The following is a 19,013-nucleotide window of genomic DNA, read 5'->3' on the forward strand; positions in this document are numbered from 1 at the left end:
CGGCACCGGTGCCCTCTCGTCCTCCGGCGGTACGAACCCTCCCCCAGCCGTAGTACGGAGGTACCCCTAGGGGCGATCCACCCGGAGGTGGAGGCGGTCTCGGGGTCCGCGCCCCTTCCGGCCCACCCGTCGGTCCCCTCAGGCTGCACCCTGCCGCGACGTGAGGGGCAAGTGAGAGGGTGTTCCGCGGCGGATAGGTGCAAGGGGAAGGGAACTCTCGTGGACCAGGGGGATGCCGGGCAGGGGGACGTGGGCCAGGGGGACAGAGCGAGCCCGGCCGGAACCGGGTCCGCGTCCGGGGCGGGGTCCGGGTCCGGGGCGGACCCCGGGGTCGGGGCGCTCCCGCCGGCCTCCCGCGCCCGCCGGGGCGCGGTCGTCGCCGCGCTGATGCTCGCCATGGCTCTCGCGGCCCTCGACTCCACGATCGTCTCCACGGCCGTCCCCCAGATCGTCGGCGACCTCGGTGGCTTCTCCGTCTTCTCGTGGCTGTTCTCCGGCTACCTGCTGGCCGTGACGGTGACCCTGCCGGTCTACGGCAAGCTCTCCGACACCTTCGGCCGCAAACCGGTGCTGATCGCGGGCGCGGCCCTGTTCCTGCTCGGCTCACTCCTGTGCGCGCTCGCCTGGGACATGGGCTCGCTGATCGCGTTCCGGATCGTGCAGGGCCTGGGCGGCGGCGCCCTCCAGGGCACTGTCCAGACGCTGGCGGCGGACCTCTACCCGCTGAAGGAACGCCCGAAGATCCAGTCCAAGCTCTCCACGGTGTGGGCGGTGTCCGCGGTGGCCGGCCCCGGGGTGGGCGGGGTGCTGGTGGCGTACGCCGACTGGCGCTGGATCTTCCTGGTCAACCTCCCGGTCGGGGCGGTGGCGTTGTGGCTGATCGTCCGCTTCCTGCACGAGCCGAAGCGGGAGCCGCGCGCGCGTCCCCGCGTCGACTGGGCGGGCGCGCTGGCCGTGTTCGCCTGCGGAGGCGTGCTGTTGACGGCGCTGGTGCAGGGCGGGGTGGCCTGGCCGTGGTTGTCGACGCCGTCCCTGTCCCTGTTCGCCGCGGGACTCGCGCTCGCTGCGGTGGTGGTCCTCGTCGAACGCCGGGCCGCCGAGCCGATCATCCCGGGCTGGGTGTGGCGCCGCCGTACGATCGCCGCGGTCAACCTCGCCCTGGGCGCGCTGGGTCTGCTGATGGTGGCTCCGACCGTGTTCCTGCCGACGTACGCCCAGTCCGTGCTCGGTCTCGCGCCGGTGGCCGCCGGATTCGTGCTGACCGTCTGGACGTTGAGCTGGCCGGTGTCGGCGGCCCTGAGCCAGCACGTGTACCGGCGCATCGGCTTCCGCAACACCGCGATGCTGGGCATGGGGACGGCCTCGCTGCTCCTGCTCGCCTTCCCCTTCCTGCCCTACCCCGGTGAGGCCTGGCAGCCGACCCTGCTGATGCTGCTGCTGGGCGGCGCGCTCGGTCTGTTCCAACTCCCGCTGATCATCGGCGTGCAGTCGACGGTGGTGTGGTCGGAGCGGGGCACGACCACCGCCTCGGTCCTCTTCTGCCGCCAGACCGGCCAGACGGTCGGCGCCGCCCTCTTCGGCGCGGTCGCCAACGGGGTCCTCGCGGCCCGGCTGGGCAGCGCGAGCGACCTGGACTCCGTGACCCGGGCGCTGGACTCGGGGACCGGCTCGGAGCCGCTGCGGCGGGCGGTGGCGGACGCGGTGCACGCGGTGTACCTGGGGGCGGCGGGGGCGGCGGCGCTGGCCTTCCTGGTCCTGCTGGTCCTGGCGCCGCGGAGGTTCCCGGTGATCACGGAATGAGGTACGGGACGGGCTGGACAGGGCTGAGGCTGGAGCGGCTGCGGGAGGACCACGCGGCCGCGCTGCTGGCCTTCGAGCGGGAGAACCGCGCGTACTTCGCGCGGATGGTGCCGGACCGGGGCGACGCGTACTTCACGCCGGCGGGGTTCGCCGAGCGTCACCGCGCGCTGCTGGCCGAACAGGAGGCGGGCATCAGCCACTTCCACGTCGTCCTGGACGAGGAGGGCACGCTTCTCGCCCGGGTCAACCTCATGGACGCGACCGGCGGTTCGGCGGAGCTGGGGTACCGGGTCGGGGAGCGGGTGGCGCGGCGCGGGGTCGCCACGGCCGCGGTGGCCGAGCTGTGCCGGGTGGCGGGGACGGCGTACGCGCTGACGTCCCTGACGGCGCGGACGACCGAGGACAACACGGCGTCCCGGACGGTGCTGGAGCGCAACGGGTTCGTGTACGTGGAGCGGATCACGCTGATGGAACGGCCCGGCGTGCGCTACGCGCGCGTGGGGCTCGTCGACTGAGGGCCACGCCTCGGCGCACCCGCGGCCAGGGGGGGCGCGACCGGGTGTGTCACCGCTCGGCGACGCCACGGCGAGGCCCCGACCAGAAGCGGGCACGACCAGCGCGTCACCGCTCGGCGGCCCCCACCGGGCGCGTCACCGCTCCCGGTCGAACCAGGCCGTCGACTCCGGCAGGAACAACAGCACGACGACGGGCACCCCGAGCGCGATCCGCACCGCCGCGTCCAGGAACAGACCGGCCGACTCCGCCTCGCCCAGGCGCGTGAGGGTCGGCAGCACCATGAACGTCATCAGTACGGCGGTCGTCGACCGCACCCCGCCGCGCGCGCTCCCGTCGTAGGTGAGCGAGAGCATCGCGCTGACCCACACCAGCAGCCAGGGCGCCAGCATCTCGCCCTGTCCGTAGGCGGTCAGGGTGTCCGAGAGGGCGAGCATCGAGACGATGCCGACGAGGGAGAGCGCGAGCAACAGGAGCTGGGCGGCCCGCAGTTGTCTCGGCATCGCGCGTTCACGTACGTCGGTCATCGGCATCATCCCCCCGGTGGAGATCGCATCGTAACCGCCCGAACGTCAGTGCGGTGCGCCGTTTCCCCGCGCACGGCGCCCCGTCGACCTCGGCGCCGCGCGCTCAAAAATCTGAGTTAATCCCGGTAACACCCCAGGTCAGAGAAGTAAGCGCATACCGACCAATCAGTTTGCCGAAGCCGTTCCCTATCCGCCTACCAGCAAGTAACGTGCGTGGCTCCGCTCAACCACCCCCCCCTCCCCCTCCCTGCGGTCCGCACCGGACCCGAGCCACGCAAGGAGCCACCGGGATGTCGTACGACCCGTCCCCGCCGCCCGACCACCCCTGGCAGCCGCACCTCGACCGCGCCCCGGACCACCCCTCGGTACGCCGCCCCGACCGGGAGGCGCTCGGGCACCACAGCGATCTGCGGATCCTGCGCGGCGCCTACCGCCGGCAACGCCGGGTCGCGACCCTCACCGCGCTCGGCTACTTCACCCTCTTCCTGATCCTGTCCGCCTTCGCCCCGTCCCTGATGACCAGCCGCGTCGGCGACGCCCCGCCCACCGGACTGCTGCTCGCCCTGGTCCAACTCCCCGTCACCTGGCTGGCGGTCGCCCTCTACGAGCGCACCGCGCGAACCTACGTCGACCCGATCGCGGACCGCATCCGCCGGCAGGCCGCCCTCGACGTCAGGCGGGGGGCGACCCGATGACGGGCTTCAGCGACTCCGCCCAGGCGATGTCCCTGGTGGCGTTCTCCGCCGTCGCCACGATCACGCTCCTGCTGTGCGTGATGACCGGACCCGACCGGGACGACCTCGACGAGTTCTACACCGGCTACGGCTCCCTGTCCCCCCTGCGCAACGGCCTCGCCATCGCCGGGGACTACATCTCCGCCGCGACCGTGCTCGGCACGGGCGGGGTGATCGCGCTGTGCGGTCACGACGGGATCGTGCTCGCCCTGAGCACCGCCCTGTCCCTGATGCTGCTGATGTTCCTGCTGGCCGAACCCCTGCGCAACGCGGGCCGGTTCACCATGGGCGACGCGCTGACCCGGCGCATGCCCGGACGTTCCGTACGCGTCGCGGCCGGCGCCGTCACCCTCGCCGCGCTGGTGCCGCTGATGCTGGTGCAGCTCGCCGGGACGGGGCAACTGCTCGCCTTCATCCTCGGCTTCTCCGGCGAGGGCCTGCAGACGGGCTGCATCGTCGGACTCGGCCTGCTGATGATCAGTTACGCGGCGATCGGCGGCATGAAGGGCACCGCGCTCATCCAGATCCTGAAGATCGTGATGCTGCTCGGTTCGGGTGCCGTGGTCGCCGTCCTGGTGCTGCGCCGCTTCGACTGGGACCCCGGCGCGCTCTTCGACGCCGCCGCCGCGCAGAGCGGGGTGGGACCCGCCTTCCTGGAGTCGGGACTGCAGTTCGCGGGCGGCCCCAACCCCCGCCTGGACATGATCACTTCGCAGCTGACCGTGGTCCTCGGCGGCGCCTGCCTGCCGCACGTCACCATGCGCATGTACACCGCCTCCAGCGCCCGCCAGGTGCGCCGCTCGATGTCCTGGGCGGTGTCGGCGGTGGTGCTGTTCGTGCTCGTCATCACGGTCGTCGGGTTCGGCGCGACCGCCCTGGTCGGGCGCGCGGTCATCGCGGAGGCGGACCCGCAGGGCAACACCGCGTATCTGCTGGGCTCCCGGGCCGTCTTCGGCGCCGACGTCTCGACGGCGGAGACCCTCCTGTTCACCACGGTCACCACCGCGATCTTCCTGACCCTGCTCGCCTCCGTCGCCGGCATGATCCTCGCCTGCGCCAACTCCCTCGCCCACGACGTGTTCGCCGGCCACCGGCGCGCCCTGTCCCCCCGCCGCGAGATGACCCTCGCCCGCCTCTCGGCCCTGGCGGTCGGCGTCCCCACGATCCTCCTGGCCACGCTGGTCCAGCACCACAGCCTGCAACCCCTGGTGACCCTCTCGTTCTGCCTCGGCGCCTCGGCCATCGCCCCCGCCCTGGTCTACAGCCTCTTCTGGCGCCGCTACACCCGGGCCGGGCTCCTGTGCACCCTCATCGGCGGCTCCCTCACGGTGCTCCTGCTGATGCCGGGCACCAACCTCGTCTCCGGCTCCCCCGCCGCCGCCTTCCCCGACGCCGACTTCACCTGGTTCCCCTTCACCACGACCGGCCTCGTCTCCATCCCGGCCGGCTTCGCCCTCGGCTGGCTCGGCACGGTCCTCTCGGGCCGCCACAAGGCGGCGGAACAGCGACGGGAGTACGAGGCGGTGGAGGCGTGGATCCTGGCGGGGGCGGTGCGCCGCGGGGAGTGAGAGACGGGAGTGCGCGCCGGGCGTGACGGGAGCGGGTGCCGGTGGGTGAGCGCGCGCCTATTCCGCCGGTGCGCGCCCTGTCAGCGTCGTCAGGCTGGTGCGGACGAGGTCCATGTGGGCCCGTACGTCGTCCCAGCGCTCCCCGTGCTCACGCAGGACGCGCTCGGTCTCGTCGGCGATCCCGTCCTCGCGCGCCCGTGCCTCGGTGAGGATCTCGGCGGCACGCGCGCGTGCGTCCTCCTGGCACTGCCGGGCGTGCGCCTCCGCGTCGGCGAAGGCCTGCTTGGCCTCGGACAGCGCGGCCTCCGCTCGCGCCACCTGTTCCGCGTGCCGGACGTCGAGCGCCGCCACGCACTCGGCCTCCCCGCGCTCCGCCTCGGCCCAGCGCTCGGCGAGCACCCGCTGCTGCTCGGCGAGCATCGCGGCGGTGCGCTGCCGTACGTCCCGCAACGCGGCGAGCGCCTCCGTGCGGGCCTCTTTCACCTCGCGCCGGGCACTGACCCGGATGTCGTCGGCTTCGGCGCGGGCGGCGAGCAGGCGCTGGCGGGCCCGCTCCTCCGCATCGGCGCGTACGGCGTCGGCGTGCGCCCGTGCCGCGTCGAGCACGCCGTTCGCGCGCTCCCGCGCCGTCTCCACCAGACGCTGCGCCTCTCGCCGTGCGCCGTCCCGTACGGCGGCCGCCTCCTCCTGCCCGAGCCGGAAGATCCGGTGCGCCCGCTCCCCGAGCGCCTCGTACGTCTGCGGGGCGAGCCGGGCGACCCGCTCGCGCCACCCGTCGAGCTCCGTCTCCATCTCCCTGGCGAGCACGGTGAGCCGGGCGGCGCGCTCCCAGGAGGCGTCACGGTCCTGGGAGAGCGCCGCGGCGAACGCGTCGACCTGTTCGGGACGGTAGCCGCGCCGTACGGCCGTGAAGCCGTGGGACGAGGCAGGTGTGCCGCTCATCCTGGGACCCCTCTCCATCAAGATGTGGCGAAATGATGATTTCGCGCACATCTTGATGTATCGGGCAGAAATGTGCATAACGCGACACTCCGCGCGAAGGTCACGGCCGTCCCTCCGCGGGCGCGCGGAGGGCGGGGGTGCCCGGAACGGCGAAGAAGCCGGGCCCGGTCGCGAGGACCGGGCCCGGCTTCTTCGAGTCGGCGTCAGGGGCGGTGCGGGCGGCGGCGCTTCAGAGCAGGCCGTCCCACATCTGCTCCAGCAGCACCGACCACCAGCTCTCCGGCGAGCCGAGCGCCGCCGGGTCGAGCGAGGCCAGCTGGGCCTGGAAGTCGACGGTCCACCGCCCCGCCTGCTCCTGGTTCAGCCCGAACCTCAGTCGCCACATCCGCCCCAGCAGCGCCAGGCACCGCTGGAACTCCGGCAGCCCCGTGTTCACGAACTGCGGCGGCACCGGCGCCCCGCCGGGCCCGGCCTCCACCGGCACGGCGACGATGTTCGCCGTCCCGTACTGGACACAGATCGCCCGGCCGAAGTCACTGCCCATCACCAGGTACGAGCCCGCGTCCGCGGCCGGCTGCACCCCGCGCTCCTGCGCCAGCTCGGCCAGCGTCGGCACCGGCCGCCCCGGCTGGGCCTGCGCCCAGAAGAAGGGGCCCATGTCCATCGGTAGCCCGGCCGCCACCAGCGAGTGCGCCACCACCGGCGGCACCCCCTGCCGGGAGACCGCGGCCTGCTCGAACCGGAAGATCCCCGGCCCGAACGCCCCCGCCAGCTCGTGTGCGACACCCTCCGGCGGAATCGGCGGCGCCGCCTGCACCGGCGGCAACGGTGCGCGCACCGGACCCGGCCGCGCCGGTCCGTCCGCCACCTGGTGCAACTCGCCCTGGTGCGCCAGCAGTTGCTGCATCCCCTGCTGCCGGCTCGCGTGGTCCGTGCCGTACGGCGCGATGCTGGCCAGCCGCGCCTGCGGCCACTGCTCCCGGATCATCCGCGCGCAGTACGCGCCCGGCAGCTCGCACGGCTCCAACTCGGTGTGCAGCTCCAGCACCTGGTCCGGCGGGATGTTCATCCCCCGCAGCTCGTGGAAGATCTGCCACTCCGGGTGCGGCGTACCCGGCGCCGAGCGCCGGATCAGCTGCTGCTCCGAGCCGTCCTGCGCGCGGTAGCGCAACACGGCCTGGTAGCCGGGACCCACGGTCGGCTGCCCCTGCTGCGGGTATCCGTAGGCCGGCGGCTGCCCCGGCCCGGGCTGCCCGGGCGGCGGCATCGCACCCGGAGGCATCCCTGCGGGCGGCATCGCACCCGGAGGCATCGGCCGCGGGGCGCCCGGAGCCATGCCCGGGGCGCCCGGGAAGCCAGGGGCGCCGGGGGCCTGCGGCGGCGGAGGCGCGCCGGGGGCGCCCACCGGGGGCGCCGCCAGCATGGTCTCCGCGTGGTGCACGGCACCCTGCGCACCCCCGGCGGAACCCGGCGCACCGGGCATTCCAGGGGCGCCCGGCGCGTGGGGTGCGCCCGGAGCGCGAGGCGGCGTCTGCGCACCGGGGGCGCCCGGAGGCTGCGGCGCGCCGGGGCCCATGCGCCCGGGGTCGGCCAGCATCGTGGCGGCGTGGTGCACACCGCCCGGAGGCGTACCGCCGGGCGGGTTCGGCGCACCCGGCGGGCCCGGAGGCTGCGGCGCCCCCGGCCCGGCGGGCGCACCCGCGGGTCCCTCGGGACCCAACGCGGAGACGAGCTGCGTCGGCACATACCCACCGGCCGGCGCACCCGGCGCGGGCGGCGGCGTGGCACCCGGCCGCGCGCCCGGCGCCCCGGGGGCACCCGGCGGAGGCGGCGCGGTCGTACCGCCACCCCGGCGCGGCGGAGGAGCCGCCTTGCTCGTGGCGGCGTCGGCGATGTCCCCGGCGTTCGGAGGGAGCGGCCGCTCCGGCGCACCGGGCCCCGCCGGAGGCTGCGGAACCCCCGGCGCACCGGCGGGCCCCTGCGGATACCCATAAGAAGGAGGCCCCGACACCGGCGGCGGCGTACTGCCCTGCGGCGCACCCGGCATCGGCGGGGCGCCCGGCGGCGGCGTACCCGGCGCGTTCGGGAAGCCGTACGCCGACCCATCCGGCGCGGGCGCACCACCCGGCACCGCACCACCCGGAGGCGGCGTACTCCCCTGCGGCACACCCGGCGTCCCGGGCGCACCCGGCGCATTGGGGTCCTGGAGCGCCGGCGCGAGTGCCGTCGGCGGCAACTGGCTGCCTCCGGAGATGAGCGCCGTCTTGGCGTCCGGCGGTGTCGCGGGCGCTGCGGGCTCGTCGTCGGCACCGCTCAACGGCGGCGCGAAGACCGTCGCGGGCAACGGCACGGAACGGTCGTCCCCCGCGTCCGCGTTGGTGTCCGTCCCGGCCCAGGGCGTGGCCCCGACCGGCACGGCGGCGCCACCCGGCACGGACGGAACGGACGGCGCACCCGGCACAGAAGGCGCCCCCGGCGCCCCGTCGGCAGCCGCCCCCACCGGCACCCCGGGCTGAGTCTCAGGAAGCCCTCCACCCCGACCGAACCCGGCACTCGAGCCCGAGCCCGAACCCGAGCCGCCCGAGTCCTCGTCGGCAGCGTCAGCGGCAGCGGCCCCGGCACCCGTACCGGTCCGCCGGTCCGGAATCCCCAACTGGTCCGCCGCCTCCTGCAACCACTCCGGCGGCGTCAGCAGGAACGAGGTCTGGTTCAGATCGATGCGGGCCGCGGGCGCCGGCGCGGTGGCGGCCTCGTCGGCGTCGCGCCCGTACTCCTCCTCGTACCGGCGAATCACCTCGCCCACCGGCAGCGAGGGCCAGAGCGTGGCCTCACCGCTGTCCCGCGCGATCACGAGCCGCTGGGCGCCGCCGTCCGAACGGGGCCCGTCCGGGCGGTCCTCCGCCCACACCACGAACCCGAGTTCGAACTCCCGTACCCGCACCTCGCGATGCTGGTACGACGGCACATCCCCGTTGATCCACTCTTCGGCGCGCTCCTGCGCCTGTGCGAACGTCACCATCGGTCAGCTCACTCCCCAGCCCCGGCCACAGCGACCGGCACGGACCGCGCGAAACCGCCGTCCACCATCAGGTTCGCCACCGTCTCCAACTCCGGCGGAGAGCCGGCCAGTCGGGACAGGAACACGTCGAAGTCCTCACCGCACGGCAGCAACAGCCGCTCCACGCGCTCCGCCGGCGGCATGGACGGGTCCACGTCCCGCGCGTCGTCGTACGCGCAGAACCACACCGACCCGATCCCCTCGCCCTTCACCTTCACGGCCAGCAGACCGCCCTGCACGAAGCCGACGCCGAGGTAGTCCTTGGTCAGATGGTCACGCAGGCACTTGTTGACGTACACCAGGTCGTTGACCGCGGCCTCGTCGCGGACCGTGAAGAACGGCTGGTCCACCAGCAGTCCCAGCTCCGGGTCCAGGGCCGTCCCCACCGGGGCGCAACCGCCCGCCGCCTTCAGGAAGGACCGGTACGCGCCCGGCAGCCGGTAGCCGAGGTCCTCCTCGACGCCCAGCACCTGCGCCTCCGACACCGCCGTACCCGACCTCGGCAGCCCGAAGTGCGCCGGCCGCGTCTCCTGCAACGGCCGCGTGCCGCGCTTGCCGTGGTCCACCGCCGCCGTGGCGATCCCGCCGTGGTGCCGCAGCAACGCCTTCACCTCGACCGGCACCAGTTCGAGCCGGCGCGAACCGACCACGTGGTGCCAGGTCCAGCCGTGCGGCGTCGCCACCGCGGGCACCGTGTCCCACAGGTCGTGACCGGACGCCGCGAGAGCCGCGTTCGCCGACACGTAGTCCGTCAGCCGCAGCTCGTCGACGCCGAAACCCTCCGGCGGATCGGCGATCTCGACGGCCGCACGCGCGTAGGCCGAGAAGTCGGGGTAGCCGCGCTCGTCCACCCGCACCCCTCGGGGATGACGGGCCGCCCGGACCGGATCCGGGAAATGCACGACCTGCCCGGCATAGGCCGCGTTCGGCGGCGCGGCGTGTCCCCCGGCCTGGCGGCCGGGAGGTGCCCCCAGCCCGAGCCGACCTGTCGTCATGGCGGTTGCCCCCTGCGGCACTCTGTACGACCCACGACGACCCGTTCCGGTAACCCGGTTCCGACCCGCCCCAGCCCGTATCGACTTCTCCGACGCGTTGACCGCATTCATGCGGGTGCCGACAGCCTATGCGGTACGACGACACCGGTCACCGGGCGCCGGTCAGCCGCCCTCCGCTTCCGTGACCAGCCGTCACCCCGCCGTGACAGCCCGCCCGGACTCGGGCGTGTCGCGCCGCCCCAGCTTCCGCACCAGCCACGGCATTTGGCACTCTGTGTCGTCCGGGGGGATGCACGGGAGGGGACGATGATCATGAACACGACGCAGACGGGACCGCACACAGGGCCGCGACCAGCCAGGTCCGGCGACCCGCGGATCGGCTGGAGTAGCGCCGAGACGCCGCACGCACCCACTCTCCGTCACCGCCGCGACGGCATACTCCCGACCGTCGCCGCCGCCCTCTCCGTCCGCGGCGCCACCCTCACCGGCACCGCCGCCCGCGGCGACCAGGCTCCGCCCCTGCACCCGCTCGTGCGGGACTTCCTCGACACCCTCACCTCCGCCCAGCGCGACCGCTTCACCGGCCGCTGCGCCGAGACGATCCTCATCTCCCGCCACCTCGCCGCCGCCGACGCCGCCCGCTCCAAACGCGCCGCCCGCAGACCCATGACCAACGGCGAGGCCCGCAAAGCGCTCAAGCACGCCAAACTCACCGCCCGCCGCATCCGCGAGGACGGCGACCCCCTGCACGGCAGCTTCGCCGCCCCCTGTCGCGCCTGCACCGCCCTGAGCGCCCACTTCGGCGTGCACATCGTCGATCCGGCGGCGGACGACTGACCCCCTGACCCCCACGTACGGCCGACAGCTCCCCGCGCGGACCACCGGCGCTCGCACCACGTCCATGACCTCGACGATCGAAGGGCAGATGCACCCCGACCGCACCAGCTCCACGCGCTTTTCCGTACCCGTCGACGCCGCCCTGCGCGCGGCCGGCTGGCAACCCGGGCGCTGGGACATCAAGCAGGCCGAGATCTGGGCCGACGCCCTGCGCGAGCACGTCTCCCCCGCGGGCCATCGCCACCGCGTCTTCCCCGCCGCCGTCGAGGCCTGGGCCGAGTTCGGCGGCCTGCACATCGTCCCCACCGGGCCGGGCCGCCAGATCGCCCCCGTCGGCCTCCACCTCGACCCCCTGCACGGCCTGCACATGGCCCGCACCCTCGGCGACCTCGGCCGCGCCCTGGACACCGAGGTCTGCCCCCTCGGCGCCGAGACCGACACCGGCGCCCTCCTCGCCATCGACGACGAGGGCCGCGTCTACGTCCTCGACCACACCGGCGACTGGTACCTCGGCCCCGACATCGACCACGCCCTCGCCACCCTGGTCACCGGCATGGAACCGGTACGGCTCACCGCGGGCTGAGACACCGCGGGCCGCGGGCCGAGGCGCGACGGACGCGGGTACGACGGCACCGGGGGCCAGAGGGCCCGACGCGATGGACGCGGGTACGACACCGGAGGCCAGAGGGCCGGACGCGGCGGACGCCGGTACGACGACACCGTGCGCCAGAGGTCAGGACGCGGGGCTCGCGGCGCTCACGCCGCCGGGATCACCGCCGACACCCGGAAGCCCCCCGAGTCCGTGGGCCCGGACACGAACACCCCGCCCAGCGCCACCACGCGCTCCTTCATCCCCACCAGGCCGTTCCCCCCGGACGGCAGCCGCGCCGACGACGCCACCGACACCTCCGGCGGCGGCTCGTTCTCCACCTGCATCGCGATCTCGGAGACCCGGTGCGCCAGCCGCACATGCGTCTTGGCGCCCGCCGCGTGCTTGTGGACGTTGGTGAGGGCCTCCTGCACCACGCGGTACGCGGTCTGCTCGATGTCGGCGCCGTACTCCCGGGCATCGCCCTCGACGGTCAGGTCCACGACCATCCCGGCCGCGCTGGACTGCCCGATCAGCTCCTCCAGTTCGGACAGACACGGCCCGTCCGGCTCCTCGACGGCCCGCGAGGCGGCGACGGCCGCGGCGACCCCGACCGCGGCGAGCGGCACGGACTCGGCCCCCGCCCGCTTCCCGCCGTCCCCGCTGCGCAGCACCCCGAGCATCTCCCGCAGCTCGGTGAGCGCCTGGCGCCCCATGTCCCCGACGAGCGCGGCGTTCTTGACCGCCTTCTCAGGATCCTTCCGGGCGACGGCCTGGAGCGCCGCCGCGTGGACGACCATCAGGCTCACCCGGTGCGCGACCACGTCGTGCATCTCCCGGGCGATGCGGGTGCGCTCCTCGTTCCGCGCCCACTGCGCCCGCTCCTCCGCCCGCTCCGCGAGCAACTGGAGCTCCCGCTCGAGACTGTCGGCCCGCTCCCGCAGACTCTCCATCAACCGGCGCCGGGCCCCGACGTACAGGCCGAGCAGCAGGGGCGGTGCCGTCAGTCCGATGGCGATGGTGGTCGCGGCGAACGGCACGAACCAGTCGCCCAGCTCCCACGACCCGCGTGAGGCGCCCTGCCGTATCCGCACGAACATCACGATCATCTGCCCCACCAGCGACATCGCCGCGAGGGAGCCGATGATCCGGCGGGGCAGCTCGGAGGCGGCGAGGGTGTAGAGACCGACGATCGCCATCAGGTAGCCCATCTGGGCCGGGGTGATGGCGATCGACACCAGCACGACGGCGATGGGCCACTTGCGCCGTACGAGCAGCGCGGAGCCGGCGAGCAGCCCGAACACGATCCCCGCGGCCCGGGGGATCCCCGCGTCCCCCGCGAACCGCCATCCCTCCGTGCCGCACTCGACGACCGACGCGAACGCCAGGCCCACGTCCAACACCGCACTGCGCCACCTGGCCCACCACCATGGCCCCGGCCGGGCCGCGGCGTGGTCTTCCCCCGTCGTGGTCATGACTCCAGCCTACGGGCGGGCGCCGCGCGTTTTCCGGTGAGTTTCCGGGATTGGCCTACACCACACAGCGTGACCGTCCGGATACGAAAGAGCCCGATATTCGTCGAACTGCTGAATCGCTCACCGTTCGACCCCGGAAGATCGGATTCCGCCCGTCGGACGCCCGTCGCCGCCCGGTCGTGAGAGTCCCCGAGGGAGCCGACTTGTACCGTCGCATCGAAGGCGGGTGGTACGGCATAGTAGGGGCTGCACGCCGCGTCGATCTACGGAATCGGACGTGGCGGACGAACCATCCCGGGTCGTCTAAAGGCAGGACAAATGGTTTTGGTCCATTGAATGAGGGTTCGATTCCTTCCCCGGGAGCCACAGTTGAGTGCGGGCCCTGACAGCTCAGTCAGGGCCCGCACCCATGTCCCCCTGGAAACGCCCCGGTATCCTGCGGATGTCACCCACCCCCTCACAGCCGAAGGGCATCCCGTGAGCGCCATTCGCCCGGCAGCCGTCGTCGTTCTCGCAGCGGGTGAGGGCACCCGTATGAAGTCGGCCACACCCAAGGTTCTGCACGAGCTCTGCGGCCGCAGCCTGGTCGGCCATGTGCTCGCCGCGGCGCGTGAGTTGGACCCGGAGCACCTCGTCGTCGTCGTCGGCCACGCACGCGAGCAGGTCACCGGGCATCTCGGCGTCATCGACCCCGGCGTCCGCACCGCCGTGCAGGCGCAGCAGAACGGCACCGGGCACGCCGTGCGGATGGGCCTCGAAGAGCTCGGCGGGGTCGTGGACGGGACCGTGGTCGTCGTCTGCGGTGACACTCCGCTGCTCACCGGCGACACCCTCCGCGCGCTCACGCAGACGCACTCCGCCGACGGCAACGCCGTCACCGTGCTGACCGCCGAGGTCCCGGACGCGACCGGCTACGGCCGGATCGTGCGCGACGGGGCCTCGGGCGCCGTCACCGCGATCGTGGAGCACAAGGACGCCTCCGAGTCGCAGCGGGCCATCCGTGAGATCAACTCGGGGGTGTTCGCGTTCGACGGGCAGCTGCTCGCCGACGCCCTGGGCAAGGTGCGCACCGACAACAGCCAGGGCGAGGAGTACCTGACGGACGTCCTCGGCATCCTGCGCGAGGCCGGTCACCGGGTGGGCGCCTCCGTCGCCGGTGACCACCGCGAGATCGCCGGGATCAACAACCGGGTGCAGCTGAGTGAGGCCCGCCGGATCCTCAACGACCGTCTCCTCACGCGCGCGATGCTCGCCGGTGTGACCGTGATCGACCCGGCGACCACCTGGGTGGACGTGACGGTCACGTTCGAACAGGACGCCCTCGTGCACCCCGGGACCCAGCTCCAGGGCGCCACGCACCTCGGTGAGGGCGCCGAGGTCGGCCCCAACTGCCGGCTGAAGGACACCGTGGTCGAACGGGGCGCCCGGGTCGACAACACCGTCTCCGACGGCGCTCACGTGGGCGCCGGCGCGACGGTGGGCCCGTACGCCTATCTGCGTCCCGGGACCCGTCTGGGCGCGAAGGGCAAGATCGGGACGTACGTCGAGACGAAGAACGCCTCGATCGGCGAGGGGACGAAGGTCCCGCACCTGTCCTACGTCGGGGACGCCACGATCGGCGAGTACACCAACATCGGTGCCGCGAGCGTGTTCGTGAACTACGACGGGCAGGACAAGCACCACACGACCGTCGGCTCGCACTGCCGCACGGGTTCGGACAATATGTTTGTGGCTCCTGTCACCATCGGGGACGGTGCGTACACCGCCGCCGGCTCGGTGATCACCAAGGACGTGCCGCCCGGTTCGCTGGCCGTGGCCCGTGGTCAGCAGCGGAATATCGAGGGTTGGGTGGCCCGTAAGCGCCCGGGGAGCGCGGCGGCGAAGGCGGCCGAGGCGTCCTCCCGGGAGTCGGAAGGCGAAGGCTGACCGGAAACAGGCGCGTCGGACACGGCGTACCGTGATAGGTGCACACCCGCACCCACCAGCTGAGACGGCCCCGTCGCGCCCAGCGGCGAGGTCTCTCGACAGCCGGCTGAGAAACCTCTGAGGAGACAGTGCTGTGACCGGGATCAAGACGACCGGCGAGAAGAAGATGATGTTCTTCTCCGGCCGCGCCCACCCCGAGCTTGCCGAGGAGGTCGCCCAGCAGCTGGGTGTCGGGGTCGTCCCGACGAAGGCCTTCGACTTCGCCAACGGCGAGATCTACGTTCGCTACCAGGAGTCGGCGCGAGGTGCGGACTGCTTCCTGATCCAGAGCCACACGGCTCCGATCAACAAGTGGATCATGGAGCAGCTCATCATGATCGACGCGCTGAAGCGGGCTTCCGCGCGGTCGATCACGGTGATCGTGCCCTTCTACGGTTACGCGCGCCAGGACAAGAAGCACCGCGGGCGTGAACCGATCTCGGCGCGTCTGATCGCGGACCTGATGAAGACGGCCGGCGCGCACCGGCTCCTGACCGTGGACCTGCACACCGACCAGATCCAGGGCTTCTTCGACGGCCCGGTGGACCACCTCTTCGCGCTGCCGCTGCTCGCGGACTACGTCGGGGCCAAGGTCGACAAGGACAAGCTGACCGTGGTCTCCCCCGACGCCGGCCGGGTGCGGGTCGCCGACCGCTGGTGCGACCGGCTCGGCGCTCCGCTGGCCATCGTGCACAAGCGGCGCGACAAGGACGTGGCGAACCAGGTCACCGTCCACGAGGTCGTGGGCGAGGTCAAGGGCCGGGTGTGTGTCCTGGTCGACGACATGATCGACACCGGTGGCACGATCTGCGCCGCCGCGGACGCGCTGTTCGCGCACGGCGCCGAGGACGTCATCGTCACCGCCACGCACGGTGTGCTGTCGGGCCCGGCCGCCGACCGGCTGAAGAACTCCCGGGTGAGCGAGTTCGTGTTCACGAACACGCTGCCGACGCCGGGTGAGCTCGCCGCGGACCTGGACAAGCTCAAGGTCCTGTCCATCGCGCCGACGATCGCGAGCGCGGTGCGCGAGGTGTTCGAGGACGGTTCGGTGACGAGCCTGTTCGACGAGCAGTGAGCTCGATCGAGCCGTAAGGCGCAGCGGAGCCGTACCGCGCCGAGAAGCCGTGAAAACGGTTCTGCATGATCGATTTTCCTGCGGCCTCCCCCGCCCAGTAGACTGCCCGGGTTGCTCGGCGAGGGAGGCCGTCCTCATGACGAGGTACGGCTGTCCGTTATCGACGCGCTCTTCGTAGCAGGCCGTTCGTGGCCGGGTGACCTGTCCGTCTCTCACCCATACGAGGAGTGATCTGCATGTCCGAGGTGAAGCTCACCGCCGAGACCCGCACCGAGTTCGGCAAGGGTGCCGCCCGTCGTATCCGCCGCGACTCCAAGGTCCCCGGCGTGCTCTACGGCCACGGTTCGGACCCGATCCACCTGACGCTGCCGGGCCACGACCTGCTGCTCGCGCTGCGCACGCCGAACGTCCTGATCTCCCTGGACATCGACGGCAAGAGCAACGAGCTGGCGATCCCGAAGTCGGTCCAGCGTGACCCGATCAAGGGCTTCCTGGAGCACGTCGACCTTCAGCTGGTCCAGCGCGGCGAGCAGGTCAACGTCGAGATCTTCGTCCACACCGAGGGCGAGCTGGCCCCGGGCGGCAACCTGCTGGAGCACGTCCTGAACGCGCTGCCGGTCGAGGCCGAGGCCACGCACATCCCCGAGTCGGTCACCGTCTCCATCGAGGGTCTGACCGCCGGCGACTCCGTTCTCGCCAAGGACATCCCGCTGCCCAAGGGCACCAAGCTGGCCGTCGACGAGGACACCGTCGTCCTCCAGGTCCTGGCCGCGCAGGCCGAGGAGGCCGGCGAGGAGTCGGCCGAGGGTGACGAGGCCGCCGAGGCCTGAGCCTCAGCCCCGTAGAAGTCCGTCAGCCGCTGCTCCCGTACGGGAGCGGCGGCTGGCGCGTATCGAGGAGACATGGACGTGACCACCCCCGCAGGCGCCGCCTCTGCCACCGCCCCCTGGCTGATCGTCGGTCTCGGCAACCCCGGGCCCGAGTACGCGGCCAACCGGCACAACGTCGGTTTCATGGTGGCCGATCTGCTGGCCGAGCGGATCGGGGGGAGGTTCAAGCGGGCCGGGAAGGCGCAGGCGCAGGTCGTGGAGGGGCGGATCGGGCCGCCGGGGCCGTTGAACCGCCGGGTGATCCTGGCGAAGCCGATGTCGTTCATGAACCTGTCCGGTGGGCCCGTCAACGCGCTCAAGGACTTCTACAAGGTGCCCGTCGCGAACATCGTGGCGGTCCATGACGAGCTGGACATCGACTACGGCACGCTGCGGCTGAAGCTCGGCGGCGGGGACAACGGGCACAACGGGCTGAAGTCGATGACGAAGGCGTTCTCCGCGGAGTACCACCGGGTGCGGTTCGGGATCGGGCGGCCGCCGGGGCGGATGCAGGTCGCCGACTTCGTGCTGAAGGACTTCTCCTCCGGCGAGCGCAAGGAGCTGGGCTACCTGGTGGACCGGGCGGCGGACGCCGTGGAGTGCCTGGTGATCGAGGGCCTGGAGCGGGCGCAAAGCACGTACAACTCCTGACTTGTCCCCAGCGGAGTTGACGGGCCGTTCAGGCATGGCCAATGATCCCGGCCATGCCTGCCCCAGCCCTCACCTCTCGTCAGGCCTCGGTCGTCGCCCTCCGGTTCGGTCGGCTCGCGGCGATGGGCACGGTCGCGGTGCTGATCCTGATCGCGGGGGTGTGGGCGTCCTGGGGCACGGCGCAGCACGTGATGCTGACCAAGGGCCGGGAGCGCGGCACGATCGAGGTGACGCGGTGCGGTGCCCGGACCTGCACCGGGCCGTACACGCCGGTGTCGCAGGGGTCGCGGCCGCGTGAGCGGGTCGTCATCGAGAAGACGGTCGCGGTCGAGCGGGGCGGGACCTACCCGGTCGTGCTGAAGCCGAGCAGCGACGACGTCGTCCGCTCCGGGCCGGCCGGGATCCTGTACGCGTGGGTGCCGCTGGGTGGCGCGCTGCTGCTGGCGTCGGTGGTGGTGGCGGGCGGGTTGGGGCGTACCCGGGGCGCGTGGGTGATGGCGGGCGCGGGGGTCGCGCTGCTGACCGCCGCCTTCGTGACGATCTGAGCTCCTTCGGCGTTCTCCACATCTGTGGAGGAGCTGAGTGTTGCCTGTTCGTGATTGACCTCGGGTCAGCGGGAGCTGGAAGCTGAGCCGCCCCCTCCACATCTTCCCTGCCACGTCTCGAAGATGGACTGCCCATGCGTACCCTCTCCCGCGCCGGCGCCCTGTCCGCCGTCGCCGCGGCCGCCCTGCTCGCGGCCCCCTCCGCCCACGCCACCCCTCCCGGTGACAACGGCACCGTCAAGATCCACGACGCCTCGACCGGCGAGGAGCTGCGCCGCAACGAACCGCACGTCTGCACCTTCTACCTGGACGCCTTCGGCTTCGACCGCGCCCAGGAGGTCGACTGGCACATCGAGGCCTGGGCCCCGGGCGCCGACGTCAAGGGCGAGACCGTGAAGTCCGGCGAGATCACCCTGGACGGCGAGGGTCACGGCCGCACGCAGGACCTGTCGCTGCCCGACGGCCACTACAAGCTGTTCTGGACCTTCGAGGGCGAGCACGGCGCCGCCAAGCACAAGGTGTTCTGGACCGACTGCGAGGACGGTGACGGCGCCAACCCCGGGACGACCCCGTCCTCGACGCCCTCGGCCTCCGCCGGCGGCTCGGCCTCCCCCAGCGCCTCGGCCTCCGCCCCCACGGGTGCGTCGACGGCTCCCTCGGCGGCCCCCTCCCCCTCCACCCAGGGCGCGGGCGGCGGCGACGGCGGTGATCTCGCCGAGACCGGCAACGGCGCCCCCGTCGGGCTGCTGGGCGGCGTGGCGGCCGCGCTGGTCGCGGCCGGCGGCTACCTGGTGTTCCGCCGGCGCAGGGCGTCGTAGGACACACGTACCGAGACGAGGGTGCCCCCGAGGTCGGACCTCGGGGGCACCC

At 72.9% G+C, this 19,013-nt stretch carries 17 protein-coding genes and 1 tRNA gene; 13 read left to right on the forward strand and 5 right to left on the reverse strand.

The genetic code is table 11. The features are described 5' to 3' along the window. Positions 1-219: 219 nt before the first annotated feature. Both ACH41F_RS17670 and ACH41F_RS17675 read left to right on the forward strand, forming a co-directional pair. Positions 220-1,800, forward strand: a complete 1,581-nt coding sequence (locus tag ACH41F_RS17670; protein ID WP_398836499.1) for an MFS transporter — start codon at positions 220-222, stop codon at positions 1,798-1,800. Continuing rightward, positions 1,797-2,315, forward strand: coding sequence for a GNAT family N-acetyltransferase (locus ACH41F_RS17675; protein WP_391231675.1), 519 nt, complete (start codon positions 1,797-1,799; stop codon positions 2,313-2,315). Before ACH41F_RS17670 ends, ACH41F_RS17675 begins: the two co-directional genes overlap by 4 nt. A gap of 135 nt (positions 2,316-2,450) precedes the next feature. Here the strand turns inward: ACH41F_RS17675 and ACH41F_RS17680 are convergent, their stop codons facing one another. Next, positions 2,451-2,840, reverse strand: coding sequence for a hypothetical protein (locus ACH41F_RS17680; protein ID WP_391231676.1), 390 nt, complete (start codon positions 2,838-2,840; stop codon positions 2,451-2,453). Positions 2,841-3,130: 290 nt separating this feature from the next. On the opposite strand from ACH41F_RS17680, the gene ACH41F_RS17685 reads away from it, so the two are divergent. Beyond that, the gene (locus ACH41F_RS17685; RefSeq protein WP_398836501.1) at positions 3,131-3,535 is read left to right on the forward strand and encodes a DUF485 domain-containing protein; all 405 of its coding nucleotides are present in this window, start codon (positions 3,131-3,133) and stop codon (positions 3,533-3,535) included. Then, complete coding sequence (locus ACH41F_RS17690; protein WP_391231679.1) at positions 3,532-5,142, forward strand: cation acetate symporter; 1,611 nt, start codon at positions 3,532-3,534, stop codon at positions 5,140-5,142. Before ACH41F_RS17685 ends, ACH41F_RS17690 begins: the two co-directional genes overlap by 4 nt. A gap of 57 nt (positions 5,143-5,199) precedes the next feature. On the opposite strand, the gene ACH41F_RS17695 is transcribed toward ACH41F_RS17690, so the two are convergent. The 3 genes from ACH41F_RS17695 to ACH41F_RS17705 all read right to left on the reverse strand — a co-directional run bounded on the left by ACH41F_RS17695 (position 5,200) and on the right by ACH41F_RS17705 (position 10,137). Next, positions 5,200-6,084: a cellulose-binding protein gene (locus ACH41F_RS17695; protein WP_398836503.1), complete on the reverse strand. Its 885-nt coding sequence runs from the start codon at positions 6,082-6,084 to the stop codon at positions 5,200-5,202. Between the two features lie 229 nt (positions 6,085-6,313). After that, positions 6,314-9,103 (reverse strand): SUKH-4 family immunity protein, encoded by a 2,790-nt coding sequence (locus tag ACH41F_RS17700; RefSeq protein ID WP_398836504.1) that lies wholly within the window; start codon positions 9,101-9,103, stop codon positions 6,314-6,316. Positions 9,104-9,111: 8 nt separating this feature from the next. Then, positions 9,112-10,137, reverse strand: a complete 1,026-nt coding sequence (locus ACH41F_RS17705) for an HNH endonuclease (RefSeq protein ID WP_391231682.1) — start codon at positions 10,135-10,137, stop codon at positions 9,112-9,114. 312 nt (positions 10,138-10,449) lie between these two features. Here ACH41F_RS17705 and ACH41F_RS17710 point away from each other — a divergent pair, with 312 nt between their 5' ends. Continuing rightward, entirely contained in the window at positions 10,450-10,974 is a 525-nt protein-coding gene (locus tag ACH41F_RS17710; protein ID WP_391231683.1) for a YwqJ-related putative deaminase, read from the forward strand. A gap of 88 nt (positions 10,975-11,062) precedes the next feature. Next, positions 11,063-11,557 carry an SUKH-3 domain-containing protein gene (locus tag ACH41F_RS17715; RefSeq protein WP_398836734.1) on the forward strand — a complete coding sequence of 165 codons (495 nt, stop codon included), beginning with the start codon at positions 11,063-11,065 and terminating at the stop codon, positions 11,555-11,557. Positions 11,558-11,730: 173 nt separating this feature from the next. Here the strand turns inward: ACH41F_RS17715 and ACH41F_RS17720 are convergent, their stop codons facing one another. Then, positions 11,731-13,038 (reverse strand): sensor histidine kinase, encoded by a 1,308-nt coding sequence (locus tag ACH41F_RS17720; protein WP_398836507.1) that lies wholly within the window; start codon positions 13,036-13,038, stop codon positions 11,731-11,733. 292 nt (positions 13,039-13,330) lie between these two features. Between ACH41F_RS17720 and ACH41F_RS17725 the strand changes: the two genes are divergently transcribed. From ACH41F_RS17725 to ACH41F_RS17755, 7 genes are all read left to right on the forward strand, one after another. Continuing rightward, positions 13,331-13,404: transfer RNA gene (locus ACH41F_RS17725), tRNA-Gln, on the forward strand. Between the two features lie 111 nt (positions 13,405-13,515). Next, entirely contained in the window at positions 13,516-14,964 is a 1,449-nt protein-coding gene (gene glmU, locus ACH41F_RS17730) for a bifunctional UDP-N-acetylglucosamine diphosphorylase/glucosamine-1-phosphate N-acetyltransferase GlmU (RefSeq protein WP_398836509.1), read from the forward strand. 133 nt (positions 14,965-15,097) lie between these two features. Continuing rightward, positions 15,098-16,078, forward strand: coding sequence for a ribose-phosphate diphosphokinase (locus ACH41F_RS17735; protein WP_398836510.1), 981 nt, complete (start codon positions 15,098-15,100; stop codon positions 16,076-16,078). Between the two features lie 236 nt (positions 16,079-16,314). After that, on the forward strand, positions 16,315-16,908 hold the full coding sequence (locus ACH41F_RS17740; protein WP_391231687.1) for a 50S ribosomal protein L25/general stress protein Ctc: 594 nt from the start codon (positions 16,315-16,317) through the stop codon (positions 16,906-16,908). A gap of 72 nt (positions 16,909-16,980) precedes the next feature. Next, positions 16,981-17,598: an aminoacyl-tRNA hydrolase gene (gene pth / locus ACH41F_RS17745; protein ID WP_391231688.1), complete on the forward strand. Its 618-nt coding sequence runs from the start codon at positions 16,981-16,983 to the stop codon at positions 17,596-17,598. A 41-nt stretch (positions 17,599-17,639) separates the two neighbouring features. Further along, positions 17,640-18,143, forward strand: coding sequence for a hypothetical protein (locus ACH41F_RS17750; RefSeq protein WP_391231689.1), 504 nt, complete (start codon positions 17,640-17,642; stop codon positions 18,141-18,143). Between the two features lie 134 nt (positions 18,144-18,277). Further along, positions 18,278-18,961 (forward strand): LPXTG cell wall anchor domain-containing protein, encoded by a 684-nt coding sequence (locus ACH41F_RS17755; RefSeq protein ID WP_398836513.1) that lies wholly within the window; start codon positions 18,278-18,280, stop codon positions 18,959-18,961. Positions 18,962-19,013 lie beyond the last annotated feature (52 nt).

Origin of the sequence: Streptomyces sp. NPDC020489 (genome assembly GCF_044386545.1) — a bacterium.
Lineage (GTDB): Bacteria > Actinomycetota > Actinomycetes > Streptomycetales > Streptomycetaceae > Streptomyces.